Consider the following 23,165-nt stretch of genomic DNA (forward strand, 5'->3'; position numbering starts at 1 on the left):
ATTTACAATTCACGGGTATGTAGAGACGTAGCATTGCTACGTCTCTACAATGATTTGGCATCGAACTACAAAAATGTATGCACACATAATTCATGACCAAATTCAGCAACGCCCAAATTGCTGAGCACCTATTTCTCTTACTACACTTGTAGCGGTTTTCTAACCATTCCCATATGCTGTCAGGCTTTCCCGTAAGATGAATTGCTCGATAGTTTGTGCTTCATGCCATTTTTGATAACATCAACGCATAAACCAGTGAGCAGTCATAACTTATAACTTATAGGATGTAAGGTGAATATTAAGTACAAAAATCCCCTAGCTACGACTTCGTCTTAAACTAGGGGAGTATCAATTTAAACTGATATTTAATAACTAGTAAAATTTATAACAAGCTCGAAAGTGATAGCTTGCCTTCCATCTGGAGTCTGGACTTCACACAACTGGCACAATTGCAACCAAGCTGATCCATGATTGATTTGGAATCACCAGATAAGTTGGGTGTAATCGATTGATGAATTGGTTGTGCAGATACCAAGGTAATCTGTGTTGTCACAGGTGCAGAATGGGCAGTGGATGCAACTGCTGGATTTGCAAACACCAGCATAGAAGCAAGAACTACAGGACAAGCAAGTAAAATCAGTTTGATAATGTTCATAATTTACACAAAGACCCTATGTTACTACAGCATACCTAATTATTACTGATTAGTCATTAGTAATAATTGTTCCTCATTATTTATTTATGAGGTTTGTAAATTTTTAATTTTTAATTTGTCATTTTTAATTTTTAATTATTGTGACCTCGTGTTGCCTTTGACCAAATGAGTAATTCGCCATCTTTACTACCTGCGGCAAGGAGTTTACCTTGGGGATGCCAAGCTAAGCAGGAAAAACCTTCTGACGCACCTGTGAGAATTTGCGCTACTTGCTTAGCTTGTTTCCACAGACAAATCCAACCATCAGTACCAGCAGAAGCAAGTAAAAAGCTGTTGGGTGCAAAAGCGATCGCATTAATTACATCCACATGATTAGTTAATACTGTTGCTTCCCATCCCACAGATTCATCAGGCGATTTCTCCCAGACGACAATACCATCAACACTAGAACAGGCTAGTAGAGGCGAACCGTTTTGATTAATGATGTCTGACCATGTGAGTTGGCGAATCTTACCAGGAAAACCCCGCATTACCCAAGGTTGGGGATCATCGCTAGAAGTTAATAGTTGGGTTTCGACCACAGTTATGGTGCGATCCATGTTGCCAGAAGCAAGGTACTTACCATCAGCAGACCATCCTGTAGCAATACTTACAGAAGGTATATTGAGAATGTGTGGTTTCTCATTCCAGTCTTGACAATTCCATACCTTAACTCCCTGATGACCGCAAATGGCAAGATATTGCCCGTCTCTACGCCAATCAATACCCAATGGCGAAGAAGACTCGAAATTCAAGGTAACGATAATCTCACGAGTATCAGCATCCCACACTTGTACGTAACGTCCCAAACTAAAAGCAAGCTGGTTGCTAATAGGATTCCAAGCCAGTTTGTCAATCCAAGCGGGGGCATTTTCCAAAGTAGCAATTAATTCTCTGTTTTGCCAAATTTTCACCCGTCCATCTTGTCCGCCAACAGCTAAAAATTGCCCATCGTGGGAAAAAGCAACGCAGTCAACAGACGCATCGTTGCCAGTCTGTAAAGTTGTTAACTCGTCATTTTCCCACAGCGTTACTTCCCCAGCCGCAGAAGCTGCAACTAGGATTGTATTTTGTGGCAACCAGGCGATCGCTGTCACATAGTCTGAAAGCGTCCCGCAAAAGTGCTGTTCAAATTCTTTGGAATTGAGAGTTGAAGGATTCATGGTTGTGAGATAGGGGAAGGGGAAAAGGGGAAAGGGGAAAGGGGCATGGGGCAATGGGCATGGGGCATGGGGCATAGGAAAAATCAGTACTTAAATTCCCAATTCCCAATTCCCAATTCCCAATTCCCATCTCCCAATCTCCCCATCTTGATTTACGCTATACAGGCGAGAAAATCTTGTTTGAGTTTGGCTTCATCGAGGTTGCGACCGATGAATACCAATTCGTTTTTCCGAGTTTCGCTACTTTTCCAAGGGCGATCGGGTTTGCCTTCAAAGATCATATGCACCCCTTGGAAGACAAAGCGATCGTCTTCTCCCGCGATATTTAAAATGCCCTTCATGCGGAAGATATCTGGCCCCTGGGTTCGTAACAATTCTCCCAGCCATCTGTTTAATTTATCCCCATCCAATGCACCTTCTGCAACCAAAGCCACAGAATACACGGTTTCATCGTGTTCGTGGGCATCTTCCCCTAGAAAATCTGGGTCAATTTCCAAAGCGCGATCCAAATCAAACGCTTTCACGCCCAAAAGCGCATCCATTCCTACTTCAGCGTTGCGGGTACGGTGAATTTTTGCCATCGCATTCATGCCGCGAATCCGCTTTTCTAACTCATCCAACACATCTGGTGTCACCAAATCAGTTTTATTCAATAAAATCACATCAGCGAAAGCAATTTGCTCTTGTGCTTCGTCCGCTTCCCAATGCTGCCAGATGTGCTTGGTATCTACCACTGTTACCACCGCATCTAGCTCTAACTGCTCCCGCATATCTTCATCGACAAAGAATGTCTGAATCACGGGTGCGGGGTCAGCTAGCCCAGTAGTTTCAATTACTAAATGGTCAAATTTATTACAGCGCTTCATCAAATTGCCGATGATGCGAATCAAATCGCCGCGCACCGTACAGCAGATACAGCCGTTGTTCATCTCAAAGATTTCTTCATCCGTATCGATAACTAGTTGATTATCGATACCCACTTCCCCAAATTCATTTACAATCACGGCAACTTTCTTGCCGTGTTCGTGGGTGAGGATGCGATTGAGTAGAGTTGTTTTTCCCGCTCCCAGATAGCCTGTGAGCACTGTTACTGGAACTACGTCTGTCGTCGCAGCACTGACCATATCCCAAATGCCTCTTGCATTTCAAATGATAATCACTTTCAATTTAAGCACTCATGCACATATCTGCAAGTAGGGGAGGCAGCGCGTTGGAGAACTTCCCCCCATTCCTAAGAAGGGAGTGCATAAAAATTGATTGTAGCTGCACGATCATTTAGTGACAGGAGCAATTCCTAAAAAGGGTGCAATTGCCTCTGCTACAGCCTCTGGGTATTCTTCATGCATTCCCAACGAACCGGGTAGAACAGCTTTTTCCACTCCGCTTAAAGCTGCCAAAGCATCCATATCAGCGCGGGATTTGCCAGGGGAAGATTCTCCTATTACTACCATCAGTGGCACAGACAAATCCTGAACTAGTGCCAGAAACTCAGCTTGATTGTGTACGGCGTCAAGATTACCAGTGACGAAGGCAGCGGGAGCAAATCTAGCTCCTGATTGTTGGGTATTGTACCATTTATGTTCAATGAAGCTAGGCGTTAACTTCGCAGCATCTACGTAGACGTGGCGACGGTACATGAAACTTAAAAAAGATGGTACAGTGTTGAGCTTGTAGAGGATTTGACCAAGAATAGGCGATCGCACTATCTCCCTTACCATCCCCGCTACTTGTCGGTCTACACCCATTGTCGGTAGAGGACCGCGCCAAGTTGGGGCTACTAACGCTATACGTGAAAATACAGATGGATTTTTCTGCGCTAATTGCAGAACATAAGCTGCACTGTGACCAGCAGCAACCACTGCAATTGGAGTATCAAATACAGAGGTAACAAAATTTTCTAAAAAATGTTGATATAAAGCCGGCTTGTAATTTACAGATAAACGCGAAGATTCGCCAAATCCAGGCCAATCTACAGCTACAACTTGAAAGTAGGGAGCGAGTAGCTTGGCTAGTCCACTCATTTCCTCTCGCGTGGAAACAGTGCTAAAAGCAGGGAGTAGCAATAGCGGCGAACCATTGCCGAGACTTTCATAAACAGTACGCAATTGCTGGTTTTCCCAGTTCCACCGATATTCTTTAGCTACCCCACCAATACCGAAAGTAGTAGAGTTTGATAATAAATCAGTTGACATCAGAAAAGATTTTATATTTGTTAATTGTTGATTGTTGGTTGTTGGTTGTTTGCCACTAACTACTAACCACTAACCACTAACCACTTACATATTTTAGAACTGCTCACAGATTTAGTGAGATATGTCTGCTTGGCATTCCAAAGCCTTTTTTTGCATGGTCTTGAAAATATTGTAAAAGCCGTTAGCGCGGGAAGGCGTCAGGCTAACATTTAAACCAGTTTCTTGAATAAAATCTGGAGTAAGTTGGACAATTTCATTCGGTGCTAGTCCGTTCAGACCTTCAATCAAAAGCCCCACTAATCCTTTGGTTAACTGAGAATCAGAATCACCTTGAAATATAACTTTACTGTCTTCCAAGCCAGCTGTGATGTAAACCTGGGAAACACACCCAGGAACTTTATTTCCTGGTATTTTATCAGCTTCTGGAAACTCTGGAAGCCGCTGACCATACCAAATTAGCTGTTCATAGCGTCGCTTCGGATCTGTAGCACGTTTAAAGCGCTGGACAATTTTGGCAAGGTTTGGTGGCAATGAATCTATTGTAAAGGACATAACTCAATTTATTTATCAACCCTATCACCTTGAGTTTAGATGATTTTGAGGTGATTGTGCAGAATAACAAATTATACCTTTCATAAACTTTTCCGACATCTTCTCAAATCTCATTATTTATTGTTTGCATGAATTTTATTGATGCATGAATCAAGTATTAGTAGCTCCCTCACAAACTTGTAAAACTTTTAGTGAAAGTTATTAGTAATTATTGTGATGTAAAAAACAAACAAAGATCCGGCTATATTAAGTAATAAGAAAAAATGTTAACTATTAATGCAAAATCCAACTTTGGATTGATTTTTTTTGGTAAGAAATTCACATGAGATTTTCACTGCATTAACAATTATAAGGAGAAAATCAGTTGCTGACATCTACTTTACTAGCCGCTGCAACCACACCTCTGCAATGGAGCCCAGCAGTAGGAGTTACCATGATTCTCTGCAATATCCTTGCCATTCTCTTCGGTAGATATACCATTAAGTATCCCAACGCAGAACCCGCCTTGCCCCCAAATCCGGTTTTGGGTAATTTTGGTGTACCAGCGTTACTGGCTTGTGCCGCCTTTGGTCATATCTTAGGAGCAGGTGTGATCCTAGGTCTGCATAACCTGGGAAGATTCTAGGTTTTTACCAAAAGTGGTACTAGTCTTCTCTTACACCTACTTTGGGAGGTTTAATCATTCCTCAAAAGCCCGATTTATTTTATAAATCGGGTTTCTTGAAATCAGCAAAATTACTTTAACTAATTCGCGCCCTCGTCCCCCACTGAATTTGGTACTCCGAATCAGTGGCGGGATATAAGGCGCAAATATTTCCGGAATAATAAGGTGATTATCCTGCCTCTAGTGGCGAGGGTAAAATAATTGGGATTGACTTGGGAATCAAGGATTTTGCTATTACCTACGATGGTGAAAAAACTTCCAAATATCCCAACCCAAAACATCTATCCAAATATGAAAAAAAACTAGCCGTAAAACAACGCATTGCCGCACGTAAAAACAAAGGCAGTAATCGTCGTCAAAAGGCTAATAAGATTGTCGCTAGGGTATACGAACAGATTAGCAATGTCCGTCAAGACTACTTGCACAAGCTATCCAGAAAGATAGTTGATAACAACCAAGTCGTAGTAGTCGAAAACCTAAACGTCAAGGGCATGGTTCGTAACCACAAACTAGCAAAAGCAATCTCTGATACAGGATGGGGAACCTTTGTAAATTTTCTGAGCTACAAATTAGAACGTAGTGGTGGGAAATTGGTCGAAATAAATAGATGGTTCCCCAGTTCCAAACTTTGCTCTAATTGTCATTACCAAATATCTGAGTTGCCGCTAGATGTGAGAACTTGGACTTGCCCGAGTTGCGGCACTCATCACGATAGGGATGGTAATGCAGCGATGAATATTAGAGCAGAAGGTATCAGAATGCTGTCCTCCCCTGGGACGGGGGAGGCTAACGCCAATGGAGAGGATGTAAGACCAACTCGCGGACGCAAATCCAAGATGCGGCAATCTTCTGTGAAATTGGAAGCCAACACTGTACTTGGTACTCCAAGTCAGTGTGGGTAGTTCACTGAACTAATAGGTTGATGGTTCTTTTGTCTCCGGTCAACAGTCAGAGAATTTACTCTCTGGCTTTTCTTGTGGCAATGCGAATTTACAGAAACAAGGCTTGTGGTTGACTCGCACAAATTCAAATCTGAAATTTCCTTAAAGTTATTCTTCTAACTTCTTTGATAAGATTACTGAACCCACGAGAGTGCAACAAAAGGCTTTGGATTTACTTGGTGTTTCCCTAATTTGTACCCAGTAAACCGAGAACGGAAATCTTCAAAAGCCTTACTATTCACAGCATACGCCTTTTGTCAATTGGGGAAGTTCAGTTTAAAACTAGAAAAAGATAAAATTAACAACTTCTGTTAACTTTACCTTTTTTATTTATCAATATTTTTATCAAAAACCATGATTCCAAACATTCTGGTATCAGGCTACTATACTGGCATAGGAGCCTGACCGCGCATCTGGCGTAGAGCATTGAGGCAGGATGGACAGTCACAGCCAAACAATGCTATTGCTGTATCGCTCTCTTCTTCAGAGAAGTCCATTTCAGTAATGTCACTAGGATTGTAGTCTTGTGGTACATTTGCCTGTTGTTTAGGTGTTACTGCGTTTGCCTTACTCACCCGTACACATGCCATACGAGGGGTTGCTGAGTGGAGATTTTGTGTGCAGTGGGTTTGGGTAGGGTTTTGTGTTTGATTTGCGTGTGCTGGTTGGGTCATCATTACCATAGACAGCATCGACGCAAACAGTGCGGGGCTGGAAAGCAAGGAGAGGGTAAATTTTTTGTTCATCTGCTCGACTACGTTTGTAACTAACGAAGGTAGGGCAATTAAGATAATTTTTTCACTCAATTGGTTAATATTCTGTAAATTTTAGACAAAGTTGTATGATGATATAACCCAAGGATTACTGAAAAAAGCAGACGTGACTTTAAATTTGTCATTCTTGCCCTTGGTCTAAAGTCTACTTCTGTTGTTATTACTGCTTGGCAATCAGCTCAACTCTAAATCATAGTTCAACCAATCGTAGTGAAAGACTCGTTCATAATCAAACCAAGTTTTAGCTATCGACTAACTTAACAATAGTTGAGTTCCCTCATCCGGAAATTAGCAAAGGGCAAACTACTAGCTTGCCAAATTCTCCTACAATTCGCTTGTTGGGTATAAAAGCATTTCTTGATCTATGGCGAATCAAACTCTTATCCCGGTTATTGTTAACGGCGCTGCTGGTAAAATGGGGCGCGAAGTCGTAAAAGCTGTGGCACAAGCACCAGATATGAGCCTTATGGGTGCTATCGATACGAGTCCAGAACATCAAAGCAAAGATGCGGGGGAATTAGCTGGTTTAAGTGAACCTTTGGAAGTACCAATTACCAATCAATTGGAACCGATGTTGGGGTACGTGGCTGGTGAAAGGCATATGCAACCAGGAGTGATGGTAGATTTTACTCATCCTGATTCTGTATATGACAATATTCGCAGTGCGATCGCCTACGGTATCCGTCCGGTTGTTGGTACTACAGGCTTAAGTCCCGAACAAATTCAAGATTTGGCAGAATTTGCTGATAAAGCTAGTACGGGTTGCTTGCTAGTTCCCAATTTCTGCATTGGTATGGTGCTGCTGCAACAAGCGGCGATCGCAGCATCTCAATATTTTGACCACGTGGAAATTATTGAACTGCATCACAATCAAAAAGCTGATGCTCCCAGTGGTACTGCCATTCAAACTGCTCAAATGCTAGCAGAAATGGGTAAGACATTTAACCAGGCAATTGTCAAAGAAACAGAAAAATTACCAGGAGCAAGGGGTAGCCTTGCAGATGAAGGTATTAGGATTCATAGCGTGCGTTTACCGGGACTAATTGCCCATCAAGAAGTGATTTTTGGCGCACTTGGTCAAATTTATACCTTACGGCATGATACAAGCGATCGCGCTGCCTATATGCCGGGAGTACTACTAGCAATTCGCAAAGTCCTCCAGCTAAAGGCGTTAGTATATGGATTAGAAAAGATACTCTAATATCAGGTTCGCTTAAACATTTATATTATTCGTCACGCCGGTAATAGGTAATAGGTAATTGGTAATAGGCGGTTTTTCCACTTTCACCATTACCCATTACCAAAAAAACGATAAATATCAGTGATTTAACGAACTTGATCTAAACTTTTAATCCAAAATCCAAAATCCGAATGCTTGTCCCACTGACTCGCGAAAAATTTAGTCAACTTATCCCTTTAGTTGCCACAAGTCAACAGTACAAGTACTACTGGGGAAAATTTCCCGATTTTTTACAACGGCTGTTAATTTCTGTAGTCATTGCAGCTGTTTATGTGCTGTTAAAAGTTTTTGTAATGCCTGGTTTTGGGCCGATCGTATTTGTCCTAGGACTAATCGGCGCTTTCTACTGGCTTTGGGGACCAGTATTTTGGGCTAGTATGCGAAATGCCAAATGCCGTCGTTACAAATACAGCGGTTTTTTCCGTGGTCGAATTTTGGATTGGTGGATAACAGAAGAGTTGGTTGGCAAACAGGAAACTGTTGATAGCAAAGGCGATTTGGTGATAGTAGAAAACCGGGAAAAACGAATCAACTTAGAAGTAGGTGATGAAACTGGATTTACAGCCCAACTGACAGCACCACTGCGGGTTGAGCATAAAGTTATTGCTCGCGGTCAAAAAGCAGAAATGGTGGTGATGTCAAATCGCCCAGATTTAAGCAGAATTGAGGAAATCAGCGATATCTATATTCCCAGTCGCGATTTATGGGTGAGTGATTATCCTTATTTGCGTCGGGATTTTTTCCCCGAGGTCAGCCGCCGTATACGCGATCGCCCCTCACAAAGACCCCGCAGCCGTCGTCTAGAGGAAGAGGAACAGGAGTACAGAGAAAATAGAGTCAGCGATCGCCCCTCACAAAGACCCCGCAGGCGCCGTCTAGAGGAAGAAAGGGAGAGGGGAAGAGGGGGAGAGTGGGAGACGCGTTAAAAAGTAAAGAGTTAGTAGTTAGTAGTTAGTGGTTAGTGGTTAGTGGTTAGTGGTTAGTGGTTAGTGGTTAGTAGTTGGTTGTTATTCTTCCACTCTCCCCATCTCCCCTTCGGGGAATTAAAAATGTAAAATTAAAAATTTTGAATTTTGAATTTTGAATTTTGAATTTTTAATTGACTACTCCCCATCTTCCCATCCCCCACTCCCCCACTCCTCTCTCATCTTGCTTGCCCATAGGATTGCCAAGCTAAATCTACCAAGCCATCCACAATTGCGGCTGCTACTAATGCCCCACCTTTACGACTATCAATTGTAATGTTTGGTACTAGAGAGTCTCGCAAGCGTTCTTTAGCAGCATCTATATTGATAAAGCCTGGTGGTGTAGCAATTACTAAAGCGGGTCTAATTTCTTCAGCTTCAATCAAATCAGTTAGTGTTGTTAAAGCAGTTTGCGCTTGACCAACTATAAATAAGCCCTCTGGATAACGTTTGGCTAGGGTTTCGATTCCCCAAGCTGCACGAGTTTTTTCTTTTTGAGGGCGAGTTGGTGTGTCCATACTGCAATACACCGGATTAGCAAACGTGGTTTGAATGTCGCAGGTAATACTTACTTGTACCATTGGCACATCTACAACAATAGTTGTACGTGCCGCTAGTGCAGCTGCACCCGCTTGTAAAGCACGCTCAGAAAAGCGAATCAAAGACTTATACTCAAAATCAGCTGTGGCATAAATCACCCGCCGAACAATTTCATACTCGGCAGGTGAAAAGACATGATCGCCAATTTCACTATCAATTATTGCCAAACTCTCAGCATCAGTTACGTGCCATTCCATTACATTTCAGCAGTCAGCTAACAGCTTTCAGCTTAAGAGAGTCCTTTGTCATTAGTCCTTTATCCTTTGTCATTTGTAACAATTACAAACCAATGACTAATGTCTAATGACTATTGACTAATTTAGATTTTCGATGCTGGAGAGCGAGTGAATGCAGGGGACAGATAAGCAACCAAAACCCCAATAAGAAAACCAGTGATATTGCGAACTAAGGGTAGCCAGTCAGAAGTGCGTGACACTACCGGCCCAATACCGAAGGCAATAAATAAAATTCCCCACAAAGGAGAAAAAATTAAAGCCCACTGCCAAGCCACAATTTGTCCTTCACGCCGGGGTTGAGCTGCAAAACCACAAATAATCCCACCAATTACCGAGGTAATCAGTGTCAGAATCCACTGTTCCTTTGGCAGTCCGGGAACGACACGGCAACCGCCTTGACGCAGACATGTTTTAACCGATTCTAGAGCTTGCAAGATAGCTTCATCTTCGCCTTCGTCTCGTACGAAGTACAAATTGCCAAAGCGAGTTTGCAATTCTACCCAAAAAGTGCGAGGTAGGAGCTGGTAAACGGCATCGCCGACATTGAAGTTGAGAATATTACCACCACTGGCATCGGCAACTAGCAAAACACTTTTGTCATCCAGTTTCCAAAAATCTTTAACTGCTAAACCGGGAGTGCGATCGTATTGAGTCAAAACTCTCAGTTTCCAGCCGGTTTCAGCTTCAAATTGCTCTAGTTCTTTAACAAGGTTCTCTTCTTGAACAGAGGTGAGCGATTTGGCTAAGTCTACAACTGGGGTTGGGGTATCGGGTAGCAAATCTGGATTATTGTAAGCATAAGCCCAAGGAGAATGTGTCACCCAAATTGACCCAGTCAAGAAGAATACCGCGAAAGCTACCAGAATTCGTCGCCAAAAACGATGCTGCATGGCCTTTTTTATAAAAATCTCCACAGTAGTCGTGAACAAGTTGTTTTAAAAGATTAGGGGAAAAGTGATAATTCTTTACACTTTTTAACTTTAATCTAATTTATTCTACCCGAGAAAAGGATAGTTTTTGCTCCCCAATGGTTGAACAGTAAGGAATGAGCTTGGCATCTATCTTGAAAATAGGGATTGGGGATCGGGGAATTCTTAACAGGGAAGAGGTATTTTTATCCTTGGTTGTGGGATTTTCCTGTGATTGACTAGTTCCCATGCATGATGCAGCTATACGAGACTTGCGCTTAGTTCAGCAGGTTTTGATCGTGCAGTTCTAAACTACCTATGGAAAGCCGTCCTGTGGGCTTATCCTAAGCGTATTGGTCTATATTCAACTTTTTTAATCTCTATTCCTCTTCCCAATCTTCAGCGTCGTTGCTTTCCCAGCTAGCAGCGTCCCTATAGCCGTCCTGATTGCGATATAGTTCTGGTTTGGTCGCCCGATTATATTGTCTGAGCGCTTCTCGTTCTCTTAACGGTAAGGTTCCTTTTTGATTTATCGATAAGCGATCACCTGTTCTTTTTACAGATTTTGAGCGCGTGAAAGTTTTCCATGCTGCTTTCACACCAACAAATAGGCTGCGCGTACCGACTTGAATATTTTGGGCTTGCTGTTTGGCGCTGTTTAGGCTTTGATCGACTTGTTTAACTACCCCAGAAGCGCTTTTGACGCCTTCGCTGACATCATCTGTTAAATCAGTCAATTCCAAACCTGTCATGCGAATAGCATCTAGAGTTGGCGGTAACTCTCGTGAGAGGGTGTCAAATAACTTTTCTGCACTGCGAGCTGCCCTTGCTACTTCTTGCAAAGCTGGTATCGCCGCCACCAAAACAGCAGTCAGACTGGTGGCGACTAGGAGCATGGACAGTCCCAGCCAAAACAGGGGTTCACTCACAGTTATGTTGTTGATTAGTTATCTATGTGCTGGGGCATCGAATCTGAGTTAGCTTCTGCCTTTTGTCGCTTTATAGCTTGGCTTTCTCGCTGACTGGCATCAATACCAGCTGCGAGCGCTTCCCGCAGTCGCTCCAAAGTTTCATCCCAGTTTCGCAATGCATTTGTAGACAGACGATCCGCTTGAAGTTGGACACTGGATGATAAGTCTTCTGCCAATTCTGGCAGGGCATCAGCAGATTTCTTTAATAGTTTGCGCGTTTCACGCCCTGTACGTGGAGCCATGAGCAACCCGGTCAAAGCACCAATGGTAGCTCCTAGCATCAAACCGCTAATAAATATTCCAGAACGGTTGTTAGACATTTTGCTGTTTCTCTCCTTACACCCATTTTATGTGGGTTTTCACGCCTTGCAAGCCCCGAATAATTTAACTCATCTCATAATTCTACAGACAACATCTCAAGCAGGAAGGTTACTTTGAGTTTTCTGGTGTTTGTTGTTTGTTTTACCCTGCACTCCCAGGGCGTAGCCCTTCAAGGTAGAGTAGCTGAGTAAAGCGCGTCTATGGAACTACCAACCACCAACCACCAACCAACAACAATTTCTAAACTTTTAACCGTGGCTTCCGAAAATACCGACGCCAGAATCGCTGTCCAACAACTAATAGGCCGAGAATCTGCCGTAATTGTTGAATTTGTATATCTAGTGCTTGGTTGGTTTGCCGCAGGTTATGAATGTTCTGCTGACCAATGTAGATAGCTTCAGGTGTTGTGTACAGTACTGCATGGCTACAGCGCTCAGTCAGAATCAACCAGTTGGTAATCCTAACCAGTCGCAGTCGCAGCCGCCATACTCGCCAAGCTGTGTATAGTAATATCAGCGAGATGAGCGTGTTGATGATGACAACAACTTTAACCATTGCTTACCTTTTCCAGCATCAGCATTGAGAAAATTTTTCGGGCTTCACTAGGCTCTGACTCGATCATAACGAGAGAGCTGAAATTCATCATTTAACCTACATTGAAAATTTCCGTGGAGCAATACTTCTCTTGCCCACACCTGCTGTTCAATAATTCCTAGTGGTACTCCCTTACTTGTCCGAATCAAGGAAACAGAAGAAGGAAGAAGTCTTCTTTCGTATTTACCCATTAAGGTACAAGACCTTCACTAATTACTACTTCTTCCTTTTTTCTTCTATCTTCTTCTTTCGAGAAATTACATTAGATTTTCCTCTGGCATCATGCACTTATCCGAATCGCAACCTGCGGGGCCAGATTCCATTAATTCGCCGAAATCATAGCGGCTTAAAACTGCATGGAAATTACTGCTTTGGCGACGTTTTTCCACTTCTTGCATTAACTTTTCATACTCTTGTTTGGTGATTGGTTCAAAGGGCAAACGTGGGAAGGTTTGATGGTCATCAAATCTTGCCAGAAGAGCAGCACTGATATAACCTTCATCATCACGAATAGTTTCGTAAATACGGTTTCCCAAGGCTTCTATTTCTTGTTCCCGTAGTTCAATGGTGGCAGAGGTGTTATGAGTAACATAAAATTTCTGCACTTGCATGTAGAAATCCATTTGGGATAGGGCACTAAATTTACTGATGTCAATTTCATCAGTACCGGGTAAATCAGCCCAAGGTACAGCAACGGGTATTTCTACCAACCATTCACTCACTCTCGGATCGAAGGGGTCATTTAACAAATTGCCCTGTTCATCTTTGTCAGATTGGGAAGGAATGACGTTGTAACCGTAGTCAATACAAGCTAAAGCAACTGGATCGTTTTTGCGGAAGGTGATTCTGCGAATGAACCTTTGTGCTTTGGGAGGGTGCCATCCAGGAGAAGCACTTGTTAATAAAGATTTAGTGCCACTGGGTTGAACAGTGGTGCAGCGATTTGGACGTTTGAGATTATGGCGATCGCAGTAATCCCAAACAACGCGATGCACAATATCCTTCCACATACTCAGATATTTTTCTTCTTGGCGCTTAAACGCCAATCCTTGTGGAGTTGTGGGTCTTCCTTCTGCCCACCACCGCAACCAATCAACTCCAAAAGCATGAACAAAGAAATCAAATAAACCAGTAAAAGAAACACCAACAATTGGATCTAATTCACGGCTGTATTGATAGCGAGGCTCCTGAAATTTATGATGTAAAAGTGCAGCTACAGATAGCGCACCTGCGGTGAACGCCTCTTCTTGTTCTTTATAGTTATAGGGGTCAATTTGATTGAGGTGAACCTCTGATAAATTACAGTGGAAGTTGCTGCCGATAATCTCACCACACGGATTAAGACCAAATCTAGCCAAACGATGTTCTAACTCACGAGCATCAAGATTGAGATAGCGTTCTTGCAACCACTGTTTTGCAGTTCCTTGTTGGTACGCTTTCAAAAATTCAACTTTCAAGGCAGGAGTAGCCAGCAAATCGCTGTTAGCTCTGGCTATGGCTTCACCAGCCCATTGAATCGCGCCTTCACCACTGTAATACTGTTTGCGAACAGCATCAATACATTCTTCTAATGTCGGTTTGCGGTGAAAAACTCTAGTGTGGTTTGCCATTCTCAGAGCATCACGCTCTGGGTCAATGCGCCAGTTACCATTTTCATCCTGCTGCCAAAGGTTAGCCTTAGCGTCGGCAAACAAATTATCTTCGCTAGCACCTTGGCGCATACCCGCGCTTCTTCTAATATTGCCGGCAACAATTGTTACAGCTGCTTCATCAATCAACAAACAGCACTCTACAGAATTTAATTGTCTGCCAACGGCTTTATTGAGGATAGATGCACAGCGCTGATACAGTCCTGGCAATTTTACAGGATTAGCAACGCCTCCAAAGCCTTTAAGAGATTCTCCCGCTTGCCGTACGTCACTGATATCAACGATTACTTTAACTTCTCCTGAAAATCTTTCATCAGTAGAAAGTTCCAGCAGGCTTTGATATGATTGCACCCAACCTTGACGGCTGTCTCCAACGTAGATGGTAACGCTATTATCTTCTATTTTTATTTCTGTTAGTTCCCGGCGTTTTAGACGCGGAGTAATACCAATTTCTCCCTGTAGGGTTACATTCAAGTGATTGCGGATTGGGGGCAACTGGCTGATATATTTTGGTTCTAGAACTGCTCCAGTACCACAGCCCATCATTGCTAAATCCATCATCAATCCAAATGCACTCCAGTCTTGGAGGTTGGTTGAGGTACAATTGTATCCCCCAGAAAAATTTTGTGGTTGGGCGATCCAGTCTGTACCGCCCACCCATAACCAGCGTCCACTGGGTAAAGCTTTCAAGTTGCGCTGCATTCGTTCTAGGATATCAGCTTCTTGGGGTAGCAATTTACCCAGGCTGATTAAGCCTCCCAGAGTGCGATCGCATACCTCATCCCATGTTTCTCTCACCCCTGCCTCTCTACGACGGCTGTAGGTTCTAAAAAACACTGGATTGGCAGCTGGGGCAGTTTCTGGAAAATTTGCACTCTGGCGTTTTCGTTCAAGTTCTCGAACCATAGGTTAAGCCTTGTTGGTCTCTAGTCAGATTAAGACTATACGGCAACTTATGGCAGGGGTCAAAGCTTGAAAAATTTGCAATTTTGCGTTAATTTTGCTACTTTAAAGCTCTATGTGGGCAGCAAGCTTGATAGAGTCTTGGCTTTGTAAAGTACAAAAACTTTGGTTATAAGTCGTAATAGTAAGCTGCATTATCTTTACTTATTCTTTAATATCCGTAAAGTAAAAAAGGAAGCTAACAGGCTAAATCTTTGATAATAAATAATTCCATCAAACTAAATAATTTTTACCCAAATTTAACTACTTTAATAGTTAGGTTTATTTACACCTAGTTAGTTGATAGCTTGGTTGATATTAAATTTAGCAAACATTACCTAAACGATAAAAAACTCTAACATAGATGCAATTATAACTGCGTACACAAGTACTAATTAAAATTCTGATGTTCTTGTTTATTCTGTAGCTTTAATCAAGTTATAGTAAAATCAGTAAAAATACTTAATCACAAGCTAATTCAGACTAAATTTTTAAGATTTTCAGGGTATTTAATCTTTTGATGTAGCAGTATCTTTGCTTAAATTAAGCAAAAATTCGGTTTTATTCAGACAAATATCTCTGATAATTTTGTCTAGCCCTATTTCTATGGCCTATGGAAGATATGGAAGGAGATATAGATTATTGTTTCTTCTGTCAAGAGTGAGAAAACACTATTTAGACATTCTCTGACAATAGTTATTTGTCAGAACCCATTAGTTAACCATATACTATGGTTGGAAATACTTCGACGAAATCAAGTAGTAGTATTTCTGCGATCGCAGAAAATGTGAGCGCAATCACTAACTGTTAGTGAAATTAATAATTTTTCTCAACCAGTTTAGTGAGATAATGAAATTGTGAGGAAAAGAACGGAAGCTCGTTAATTAAAAAGGGGGAAATATGAAAACCAAAATTATAGCTGCTCTAACCTTAGTAGCTCCCCTGTTCTTCACTGGCGCAGTCAGTGCGAATAATCCGCAGCAAGTACAAAAGCTGTTATCAACTGGGGAATGTGTGCGGTGCAATCTATCAGGAGCAAACCTCAGTGGTGCTCATTTAATTGGTGCTGACTTAAGAGGTGCAAATCTCCAAGGAGCGAACCTGGAAGGAGCAAATCTTGAAGGCGCCGATCTCACAGGTGCAAATTTGGCAGGCGCTAATTTGACGTCAGCTTTTGCGACAAATGTTAATTTTAAAAATGCCAATCTCAACAGGGTTAACTTTACTAGCGCCATGATTTTTGATTCTAATGTACATGGTGCATCAATGAATAACCTTACTATCACTAATGCCGAGATATACAATACAGGAATTGGTGTTGGTGGTGACAGTGCAGATATTCCTGATTGGGACGAACAAATAGATACATATCAAAACTAATAGTTTGGGTGGATTGTGTAGCTATGATGAAAAATTGTCTATTGGCAAAAATTTCATATAGACCCACCCTAACAAGCAACAATTTGCTGAAATAGTTTCTGAATAAATCTATAATTATTCTCTCATTTCTATAGAAATGGGAGTATTTTTCTTTGCCCCTAAAATTAGCTCTGTCAAGGTGGGTAGAAAACAAACCCAAATGTTAGCAGAGGACTATTTTACTCTTTGTGTCTTAGTGTCTTGGTGAGACCAGCCCACCACCAAAGGCGGTTCCCGTCACGTAGACGCGCAGCGGTGAGTCAGCGCGGTCTTGGGGGTTTCCCCCATGAGCGACTGGTGAACCCGGAGGCTTCCCGTCAGGGTAGGGGGACTGGCCGTAGACGCGCGCAGCGCGGCTTCTCGTAGAGTAGGGCTTCTCGCAGAGTAGGGTGTTTCAAAAATTATTTTTCACCACCAAGACACTAAGACACCAAGAAAAATCCATTTCCAAGACTTACACCTTGACAGGGGTATCCCTAAAACTTATATAGTTAAATAGATAGTTTATTATACCACAAAAAATCTTTTAAATCTAGATCGTGCGAATACATAAAAAGTTTTATTAAGTATTAATATCAATACCACTACCACCATGAGAATAGCAGCTTAAGATTGGCTAAATATCATGTAAAATCGGCATCTAGACTTGTATAAAGAAGAAGTGATCTGAATTTCTGCATGAGTTGTACTCATGTGAGTACGATTTTGAGCAGCTTACAGGGCACGGAATAACAATCAAATCAGGATTCAAGTTCCATAACTAACGAACTTAGAATACTGCTTCAAGTCTATCCTGCCATGTTTAAACCGCTACCTTCCTACTGAGTTAATACCTTGTAGTTGATGAAGTAGTGGTTAAGGGGCAATGATGGTGATAGGTCACTAGAGCCTCTTTCCCCAAACTCTATCGTCGTGATGTGCTAGTGCATCGCCTAATCAACAGCCTTTTGGTTGTAATTGTCCGGATAAGAGTAACTCAACTGTCATAATCATGGGAGCGGAAATGCAAGAACCGGAAGTAGTAGAAACCAAGTCTATAGATACAACGATGCCAGAGATCAACAACCAAACAGGAACCATTACTAAACTCCAACCAGCCACTCAAAACCAAGAGCAATGGCTGAAATACGGAGAAATTGCTTCTAGCTTTTTAGCGACACTGCCTGAATACCTGGGAGCCTTTTTTAATAGGTACAAACAGCCCTTGGTTTCCATTGGTTTGATTGTGGGAGCGATTGTCGCTGTGAAAGTTGTCCTGGCAATCCTGGACGCTTTGAATGATATTCCCTTAGTAGCACCTACCTTTGAATTGATTGGTATTGGTTACTCTGCTTGGTTCGTTTACCGTTATTTACTCAAAGCCTCAACCAGGCAAGAGTTAACCAATGAAATTTCATCTCTCAAATCACAAGTGGTCGGTAAAGACGCTTAAAAACTGAGTAATTCAATGCGGAGAGCGATTTTTACCGCTGGTACGCTATGAATTGCTGCTGGGTATCGCCTCCTCTCCAAGTGGTCAAGCAGACTTTTAGCTACTCTTGACCACTTGTGTATTTAGGTTTAGTCAGGTACTTTGACAATGTATTCAGATTGAATTGCGTCTACCCTTCTCATTCGCACCAAAGCTTGATAAATCATTGCTGCTACCTCAGCACGGGTAGCTTGTTTATTAGCAGCCAGAACTGTTGTATCTGGATAATTGACCACAAGTCCACTTTCTGTGGCGGCTGCTATTTTATTGGTAGCGTAGGTGGGAATTTCTCGGGCATCTTTGTAGACGCTTAAAACTTGATTTGGGGAAGCGGGAACTTTGAGATTTAAACCACTCGCAAGGGCAACTAGTACCTGTGTTCGCGAAATTTTTTGGTTTGGGTTGAAGGTTTTGTTAGGGTAGCCTTTTAAGAACCCAGTATTAATAGCTTGATCAATAGCTGAATTTGCCCAGAACTGGGTTGGCACATCCTGAAAAGACATTTTTTCGTTGGTATAGCCAAGCCCATTCCTAAATGCCTGTTGTAGTATGGCTGCAAATTCTGCACGACTTACAGGCTGATTTGGTCTAAATGAATAATCTTGATAGCCCTTAATAATATTACGAGAAGAAAGCACATCGATAAAACGACGTGCCCAGAAGTCACTGGGTACATCAGTAAATGCGATGGGTGGGGGGATAGTTGGCTTTTTCTCAGGAATAACCAATGGCAATGTTTCCCTAGTAGAGTCAGGTGGCAAAAGTGTTTGTTCTCGTCGTAACTCGCCTGGACTAACACGAGGAAGAGGCTTTTCCACAACAGGTGGTTTTTCCTCAGACGAAGGCGGTGCTTGCCGAGATTCGACAGTAGGAGTAGTAGGGACAGGAGATTGAGTAGGGGATGGCAACAGCAAGCCACCTAAATTCCAGCCAGACTCTTTGCGGGAAAACGACCAAAACAAAATTACCCCAATAGTGGCAAAGGCAACCAGAATGCCTATAAATTCTTCAAAGCCGAGGGCATTTGTTTGAGATGACTTGGGATCGGGAGGCGTATTTGTCATCGTATTTACCCTGCTAGTAGTAAAATTTGACTTTCTTTTTGATATTAAAACAGGGGATTGCTTAGTAGTTAGTGGTTAGTGGTTAGTGGTTGTTTGTTGGTTGTTGGTTGATGGTTGGTTTTTCCTCCATAGATGCGCTTTACTCGGCTACCCTACACCGAAGTCGCTGCGCCCTGGGAGTGCAGGGTACAACAAACAACAATCAACTCTCAACAACTAATTAGTCCCTTCACAACACTCGTAATAAGCTGGGAATGCTGTCTACAGCTTCTAGGGTGCGAATTTCTGCTAAAGCTTGCCGAAAATCGCCTTCTCGGACATCGTGGGTAACAACAACAATCTCTGCTAGTTCCCCTTGAAAGCCTGTTTGGACAACTGATTCTAAGCTCACTCCATACTTACCAAAACAAGTGCCCAATTTACCAATTACTCCTGGTTGGTCTTTTGTTAAGAAGCGGGCGTAGAATCTGGTTACGAGTTCTTCTATGGGCGCAATTTGGCAGTAGTCTTGATGGCCGCAAGTTAACAGGGGATTGGGTGTTGCTGTACTAGATTTCAGAGTTGCTACTAAGTGTAATATATCAGATGATACAGCGCTGGCAGTTGGGCCAGCACCAGCACCCGGGCCGAAAAACATTACCTGTCGGATGGGTTCTCCTTCAACGAGAATGGCATTATAGACACCGTTGATGCTGGCTAAAGGGTGTGCTTTAGGAACTAGGGTAGGATGAACTCTGACGGAGAGGGGAGAAGAGGAGGGGGAGATGGGGGGATGGGGAGAGGGGGGGAGAGAATTTTGTTTAGCTATTGCTAGTAGTTTGATGACAAACCCCAATTTATCGGCATAGGCAATGTCTGTTTTGCTGACTTGCCGAATTCCCTCACAATAGACATCTTGCAGTTTGATGCGTCCAGCAAAGGCTAATGAGGCGAGGATCGAAATTTTATCTGCGGCGTCTAAGCCATCGACATCAGCAGTAGGATCGGCTTCAGCGTAACCCAACCGCTGGGCATCAGCTAAAACATCGTCAAAGCTGCTGCCTTCAGTTTGCATGCGTGTAAGGATATAGTTAGTCGTGCCGTTGACGATACCTGTAACGGCGTGAATGCGGTTGACGCTTAAAGACTGCTTCAAGGGTTGAATGACTGGAATACCACCACCAACCGCAGCTTCTAGCATGACGTATACACCAGCTTTATTGGCAGCGGTAAAGATTTCATCACCAAAGCGGGAGATTACCGCTTTATTAGCGGTGACAACATGTTTGCCATGTTCTATGGCTTTGAGAATTAGCGATCGCGCTGGTTCCAGTCCGCCTATGACTTCGACTACGATATCTACCTGCGGGTCAGTGACAATTGCTTCTAAATCTGTTGTTAATACTGATTCCGGTAGTTTCACCGCACGGGTTTTGTCGAGCGATCGCACCCCCACCCGATATATTTCTACATCTTGCAGCAGGGGATGACGCCCAGCACGATCTTGTATTAACTGCACCGTACCCGTACCTACCGTGCCTAGTCCTAGTATTCCCAGCTTTACACCCACGAATTTTGTACCCAATTTCACCAACAACAAAACAATTGTAGGGTGGGCAATACCCACCCTACTAGTGTCATTTGTTATTTGTTGCTAGTTGTTTGTTGTTTGTTCTAATTACCAACCAACAACCAACCAACAACCAATAACCAAATTAGTATGTTTCCACGTGCCAGCGCCCAGCTTTCTTCAGTTCTTTTTGATATTCACTCCAAGTGACACCTTCTTTGGCTGCTGCTGCTGTTAGCGCTGCATCGATGCCATCTTCCATACCGCGCAAACCGCAAATGTAGGTGTGGGTTTTCTCATCCTTAATCAACTTCCACAGTTCATCTGCGTGTTCGGCAACACGGTCTTGAATGTACATTCTGCCACCTTGGGGGTTTTTCTGTTCGCGGCTAATAGCGTAAGTCAGGCGGAAGTTATCGGGATACTTCGCTTGTAGTTCTTCCAGTTCTTCCTTGTACAGGATGTTTGGAGTGGTGGGGATACCAAATATCAGCCAAGCGAAGCCTTTGAACTGGTATTCTGGATTAGCTGCTCTTTCGTTATCTTTGAACATGCGCCACAGGTAAGCGCGCATGGGCGCAATACCCGTTCCTGTTGCCATCATTATGACCTTGGCATCCTCGTCTGGGGGTAATAACATTTCCTTACCCACAGGCCCTGTGATTTTAACTTCATCTCCAGGCTTAAGGTTACATAGATAAGTAGAGCAGACACCATAGACTGTTTCGCCAGTTTCCGGGTGCTTGTACTCCAACTGACGGACGCACAGCGATACAGTTTTGTCATCCACATCATCGCCGTGCCGAGTCGAGGCGATTGAGTACAGTCTCAGTTTTTCTGGTTTGCCGTTCTTGTCTACCCCTGGTGGGATAATACCGATACTTTGGCCCTCTACATAGCGCAAGTTTCCGCCTTCAAGGTCAAATTTGATGTGCTGAACAATACCAATTCCGCCTTCTCCTACTAACGCATCATTAGATATACATTTACCAATGAAAGGAGCATTGGGACGGTAAATGTTTACTGGAACGTCAGCGTGGGCGTCTTTTTTGGCTTTCGCTTGAGTCATGGTGTTGCCTTTCGTATCCTTATTCTTGGGCTGTTGCTGCTTTGGTGATTCAGCTTTTACAGGTGTGGCATTACCATTTCCTTCGTGAGCAGATTTAGCAGATGTGGCTTTGCTCATCGCTTCGCTAGCAACTTCAGATGAGGCTTTACCGTTAATTTGCTGTAAAACACTTATCGGTTGGATGCTAACAATTCTGCCGCCCAGGCGAGTGATCCGTCGCATTTCTTGGTTCATGCGGTTGTAAGGCACTCTGATGAACACACTGCCGCTATTACGAATTTGGTAGTTCGTTTGATCGGTTTCTTTGCTCTGACGCAGACCTACCACTTCGTACACAAATACGCGGCTACCTGATTCTGTGTTGGCAGCTCCTTCAACAGCACCTTGATAGTACATTCGTTCTACCACTCCGATATTTACTTAACCGTTTCTTAAAAAACTCTTTCTACCACAGGTCAGCTTTAGTTTACCGAATTTCGGTTATAAAAAACTGACACTTGGGAAAGCGGCATTACAAGCCAATGCCTTACTTAACGTACACTCACCAAAGACACCAAGGCATGGCAAAAGTCACACCTGTTCAACTTCTAAGGTAGAGGATAATTTCCTCGGAGAATGTTAATGATGAGTCAATTTAATTTTTTCTTTGTGGTATGGCATACTCACAACAGAAATAGCTTATAGCTCCCCAGGTACACCCTGCCCTTCGGGTTGTGACTCCAAAATGCCAAAAATGGAAGACACGCTTCCAGTTTGCTTTACTTCTTTCCTTACTTCTAGCGATCGCTCAGAAGCTTCAAATAGAACACCCTAAGCTAAACTGTTTCCCCGATCGTCGCTGTTCACACAACAAGGGTAATTTTAGCTAAAAACATTCTGCTAAAGAAGTGATATAAGCAACTATAATTAAGTTTCACTTGATGTGAAAAATCTGTCAACCTCTATATTTAGATTGCTAGCACGCTCAAAAGCATATTTACGCTCGTAAACAAACCTTTGTGGAAACAATTTTGCTACCGAGCTAACTATTTCCTTCTTGAGATAGATAAAATCATGTTTTTTTGAAGGCTATGCGAGCTTTGCTAGCTGGCTAAATAAAAATTTGGAAAAAGCAAAAAAAGACTTTAAAAATCAAATTATACCTTATAAACTTGAATTAATAGAGTCATTAGCTGCAACCCTCCATTC

At 42.7% G+C, this 23,165-nt stretch carries 20 protein-coding genes and 1 pseudogene; 6 read left to right on the plus strand and 15 right to left on the minus strand.

Annotation, left to right across the window (positions count from 1 at the left end; all coding sequences use genetic code 11):
• Positions 1 to 382: 382 nt before the first annotated feature.
• The 5 genes from HXY43_RS15935 to HXY43_RS15955 form a co-directional block, all read right to left on the minus strand.
• Positions 383 to 655, minus strand: a complete 273-nt coding sequence (locus HXY43_RS15935) for a hypothetical protein (RefSeq protein WP_290884495.1) — start codon at positions 653 to 655, stop codon at positions 383 to 385.
• 131 nt (positions 656 to 786) lie between these two features.
• The gene (locus tag HXY43_RS15940) at positions 787 to 1,857 is read right to left on the minus strand and encodes a WD40 repeat domain-containing protein (RefSeq protein WP_290884498.1); all 1,071 of its coding nucleotides are present in this window, start codon (positions 1,855 to 1,857) and stop codon (positions 787 to 789) included.
• A gap of 152 nt (positions 1,858 to 2,009) precedes the next feature.
• A complete protein-coding gene (locus HXY43_RS15945) occupies positions 2,010 to 2,981 on the minus strand; it encodes a GTP-binding protein (protein ID WP_290884501.1) in 972 nt (323 codons plus the stop codon).
• Positions 2,982 to 3,128: 147 nt separating this feature from the next.
• A complete protein-coding gene (locus tag HXY43_RS15950; protein ID WP_290884504.1) occupies positions 3,129 to 4,049 on the minus strand; it encodes an alpha/beta hydrolase in 921 nt (306 codons plus the stop codon).
• Positions 4,050 to 4,160: 111 nt separating this feature from the next.
• The gene (locus tag HXY43_RS15955; protein ID WP_290884507.1) at positions 4,161 to 4,601 is read right to left on the minus strand and encodes a SufE family protein; all 441 of its coding nucleotides are present in this window, start codon (positions 4,599 to 4,601) and stop codon (positions 4,161 to 4,163) included.
• A 364-nt stretch (positions 4,602 to 4,965) separates the two neighbouring features.
• Here HXY43_RS15955 and psaK point away from each other — a divergent pair, with 364 nt between their 5' ends.
• Both psaK and HXY43_RS15965 read left to right on the plus strand, forming a co-directional pair.
• Entirely contained in the window at positions 4,966 to 5,226 is a 261-nt protein-coding gene (gene psaK, locus HXY43_RS15960) for a photosystem I reaction center subunit PsaK (protein WP_290884510.1), read from the plus strand.
• 206 nt (positions 5,227 to 5,432) lie between these two features.
• A pseudogene (locus HXY43_RS15965) lies at positions 5,433 to 6,167 on the plus strand (RNA-guided endonuclease InsQ/TnpB family protein); the annotation flags it as partial.
• A gap of 422 nt (positions 6,168 to 6,589) precedes the next feature.
• Here the strand turns inward: HXY43_RS15965 and HXY43_RS15970 are convergent.
• Complete coding sequence (locus tag HXY43_RS15970) at positions 6,590 to 6,952, minus strand: hypothetical protein (RefSeq protein WP_290884565.1); 363 nt, start codon at positions 6,950 to 6,952, stop codon at positions 6,590 to 6,592.
• A 391-nt stretch (positions 6,953 to 7,343) separates the two neighbouring features.
• Here HXY43_RS15970 and dapB point away from each other — a divergent pair, with 391 nt between their 5' ends.
• Both dapB and HXY43_RS15980 read left to right on the plus strand, forming a co-directional pair.
• On the plus strand, positions 7,344 to 8,180 hold the full coding sequence (gene dapB, locus HXY43_RS15975; protein WP_026733824.1) for a 4-hydroxy-tetrahydrodipicolinate reductase: 837 nt from the start codon (positions 7,344 to 7,346) through the stop codon (positions 8,178 to 8,180).
• 170 nt (positions 8,181 to 8,350) lie between these two features.
• Positions 8,351 to 9,145 (plus strand): monovalent cation/H(+) antiporter subunit G, encoded by a 795-nt coding sequence (locus HXY43_RS15980; RefSeq protein ID WP_290884514.1) that lies wholly within the window; start codon positions 8,351 to 8,353, stop codon positions 9,143 to 9,145.
• A gap of 218 nt (positions 9,146 to 9,363) precedes the next feature.
• Here the strand turns inward: HXY43_RS15980 and HXY43_RS15985 are convergent, their stop codons facing one another.
• The 6 genes from HXY43_RS15985 to nrdJ form a co-directional block, all read right to left on the minus strand.
• The gene (locus HXY43_RS15985; RefSeq protein ID WP_290884517.1) at positions 9,364 to 9,981 is read right to left on the minus strand and encodes a precorrin-8X methylmutase; all 618 of its coding nucleotides are present in this window, start codon (positions 9,979 to 9,981) and stop codon (positions 9,364 to 9,366) included.
• Between the two features lie 122 nt (positions 9,982 to 10,103).
• Positions 10,104 to 10,910, minus strand: coding sequence for a TPM domain-containing protein (locus tag HXY43_RS15990; RefSeq protein WP_026733822.1), 807 nt, complete (start codon positions 10,908 to 10,910; stop codon positions 10,104 to 10,106).
• 398 nt (positions 10,911 to 11,308) lie between these two features.
• Positions 11,309 to 11,857, minus strand: coding sequence for a hypothetical protein (locus HXY43_RS15995; RefSeq protein ID WP_026733821.1), 549 nt, complete (start codon positions 11,855 to 11,857; stop codon positions 11,309 to 11,311).
• Positions 11,858 to 11,871: 14 nt separating this feature from the next.
• Positions 11,872 to 12,219 (minus strand): YtxH domain-containing protein, encoded by a 348-nt coding sequence (locus tag HXY43_RS16000; protein ID WP_290884520.1) that lies wholly within the window; start codon positions 12,217 to 12,219, stop codon positions 11,872 to 11,874.
• Between the two features lie 241 nt (positions 12,220 to 12,460).
• Positions 12,461 to 12,775, minus strand: a complete 315-nt coding sequence (locus HXY43_RS16005; RefSeq protein ID WP_290884523.1) for a hypothetical protein — start codon at positions 12,773 to 12,775, stop codon at positions 12,461 to 12,463.
• Positions 12,776 to 13,071: 296 nt separating this feature from the next.
• Positions 13,072 to 15,369, minus strand: coding sequence for a ribonucleoside-triphosphate reductase, adenosylcobalamin-dependent (nrdJ, locus tag HXY43_RS16010; RefSeq protein ID WP_290884526.1), 2,298 nt, complete (start codon positions 15,367 to 15,369; stop codon positions 13,072 to 13,074).
• A gap of 936 nt (positions 15,370 to 16,305) precedes the next feature.
• Here nrdJ and HXY43_RS16015 point away from each other — a divergent pair.
• Together HXY43_RS16015 and HXY43_RS16020 are read left to right on the plus strand one after the other, a co-directional pair.
• Positions 16,306 to 16,785: a pentapeptide repeat-containing protein gene (locus HXY43_RS16015; protein ID WP_290884529.1), complete on the plus strand. Its 480-nt coding sequence runs from the start codon at positions 16,306 to 16,308 to the stop codon at positions 16,783 to 16,785.
• Between the two features lie 1,030 nt (positions 16,786 to 17,815).
• Complete coding sequence (locus HXY43_RS16020; protein ID WP_290884532.1) at positions 17,816 to 18,256, plus strand: CAAD domain-containing protein; 441 nt, start codon at positions 17,816 to 17,818, stop codon at positions 18,254 to 18,256.
• Positions 18,257 to 18,384: 128 nt separating this feature from the next.
• Here the strand turns inward: HXY43_RS16020 and HXY43_RS16025 are convergent, their stop codons facing one another.
• The 3 genes from HXY43_RS16025 to petH form a co-directional block, all read right to left on the minus strand.
• Positions 18,385 to 19,359 carry an S-layer homology domain-containing protein gene (locus HXY43_RS16025; protein WP_290884534.1) on the minus strand — a complete coding sequence of 325 codons (975 nt, stop codon included), beginning with the start codon at positions 19,357 to 19,359 and terminating at the stop codon, positions 18,385 to 18,387.
• Positions 19,360 to 19,588: 229 nt separating this feature from the next.
• The gene (locus tag HXY43_RS16030; protein ID WP_290884568.1) at positions 19,589 to 20,908 is read right to left on the minus strand and encodes a homoserine dehydrogenase; all 1,320 of its coding nucleotides are present in this window, start codon (positions 20,906 to 20,908) and stop codon (positions 19,589 to 19,591) included.
• Positions 20,909 to 21,053: 145 nt separating this feature from the next.
• Complete coding sequence (petH, locus tag HXY43_RS16035; RefSeq protein ID WP_290884571.1) at positions 21,054 to 22,373, minus strand: ferredoxin--NADP reductase; 1,320 nt, start codon at positions 22,371 to 22,373, stop codon at positions 21,054 to 21,056.
• Positions 22,374 to 23,165 lie beyond the last annotated feature (792 nt).

This window comes from Fischerella sp. (assembly GCF_013388695.1).
In the GTDB taxonomy this organism is placed as follows: Bacteria; Cyanobacteriota; Cyanobacteriia; order Cyanobacteriales; family Nostocaceae; genus PCC9605.

What these genes read in the sequence shown, in the direction of transcription:
- HXY43_RS15935 (WP_290884495.1), bottom strand. Translation starts at nt 655, where the DNA reads ATGAACATTATCAAACTGATTTTACTTGCTTGTCCTGTAGTTCTTGCT.
- HXY43_RS15940 (WP_290884498.1), bottom strand. Translation starts at nt 1,857, where the DNA reads ATGAATCCTTCAACTCTCAATTCCAAAGAATTTGAACAGCACTTTTGC.
- HXY43_RS15945 (WP_290884501.1), bottom strand. Translation starts at nt 2,981, where the DNA reads ATGGTCAGTGCTGCGACGACAGACGTAGTTCCAGTAACAGTGCTCACA.
- HXY43_RS15950 (WP_290884504.1), bottom strand. Translation starts at nt 4,049, where the DNA reads ATGTCAACTGATTTATTATCAAACTCTACTACTTTCGGTATTGGTGGG.
- HXY43_RS15955 (WP_290884507.1), bottom strand. Translation starts at nt 4,601, where the DNA reads ATGTCCTTTACAATAGATTCATTGCCACCAAACCTTGCCAAAATTGTC.
- HXY43_RS15970 (WP_290884565.1), bottom strand. Translation starts at nt 6,952, where the DNA reads ATGAACAAAAAATTTACCCTCTCCTTGCTTTCCAGCCCCGCACTGTTT.
- dapB (WP_026733824.1), top strand. Translation starts at nt 7,344, where the DNA reads ATGGCGAATCAAACTCTTATCCCGGTTATTGTTAACGGCGCTGCTGGT.
- HXY43_RS15980 (WP_290884514.1), top strand. Translation starts at nt 8,351, where the DNA reads ATGCTTGTCCCACTGACTCGCGAAAAATTTAGTCAACTTATCCCTTTA.
- HXY43_RS15985 (WP_290884517.1), bottom strand. Translation starts at nt 9,981, where the DNA reads ATGGAATGGCACGTAACTGATGCTGAGAGTTTGGCAATAATTGATAGT.
- HXY43_RS15990 (WP_026733822.1), bottom strand. Translation starts at nt 10,910, where the DNA reads ATGCAGCATCGTTTTTGGCGACGAATTCTGGTAGCTTTCGCGGTATTC.
- HXY43_RS16000 (WP_290884520.1), bottom strand. Translation starts at nt 12,219, where the DNA reads ATGTCTAACAACCGTTCTGGAATATTTATTAGCGGTTTGATGCTAGGA.
- HXY43_RS16005 (WP_290884523.1), bottom strand. Translation starts at nt 12,775, where the DNA reads ATGGTTAAAGTTGTTGTCATCATCAACACGCTCATCTCGCTGATATTA.
- nrdJ (WP_290884526.1), bottom strand. Translation starts at nt 15,369, where the DNA reads ATGGTTCGAGAACTTGAACGAAAACGCCAGAGTGCAAATTTTCCAGAA.
- HXY43_RS16015 (WP_290884529.1), top strand. Translation starts at nt 16,306, where the DNA reads ATGAAAACCAAAATTATAGCTGCTCTAACCTTAGTAGCTCCCCTGTTC.
- HXY43_RS16020 (WP_290884532.1), top strand. Translation starts at nt 17,816, where the DNA reads ATGGGAGCGGAAATGCAAGAACCGGAAGTAGTAGAAACCAAGTCTATA.
- HXY43_RS16025 (WP_290884534.1), bottom strand. Translation starts at nt 19,359, where the DNA reads ATGACAAATACGCCTCCCGATCCCAAGTCATCTCAAACAAATGCCCTC.
- petH (WP_290884571.1), bottom strand. Translation starts at nt 22,373, where the DNA reads ATGTACTATCAAGGTGCTGTTGAAGGAGCTGCCAACACAGAATCAGGT.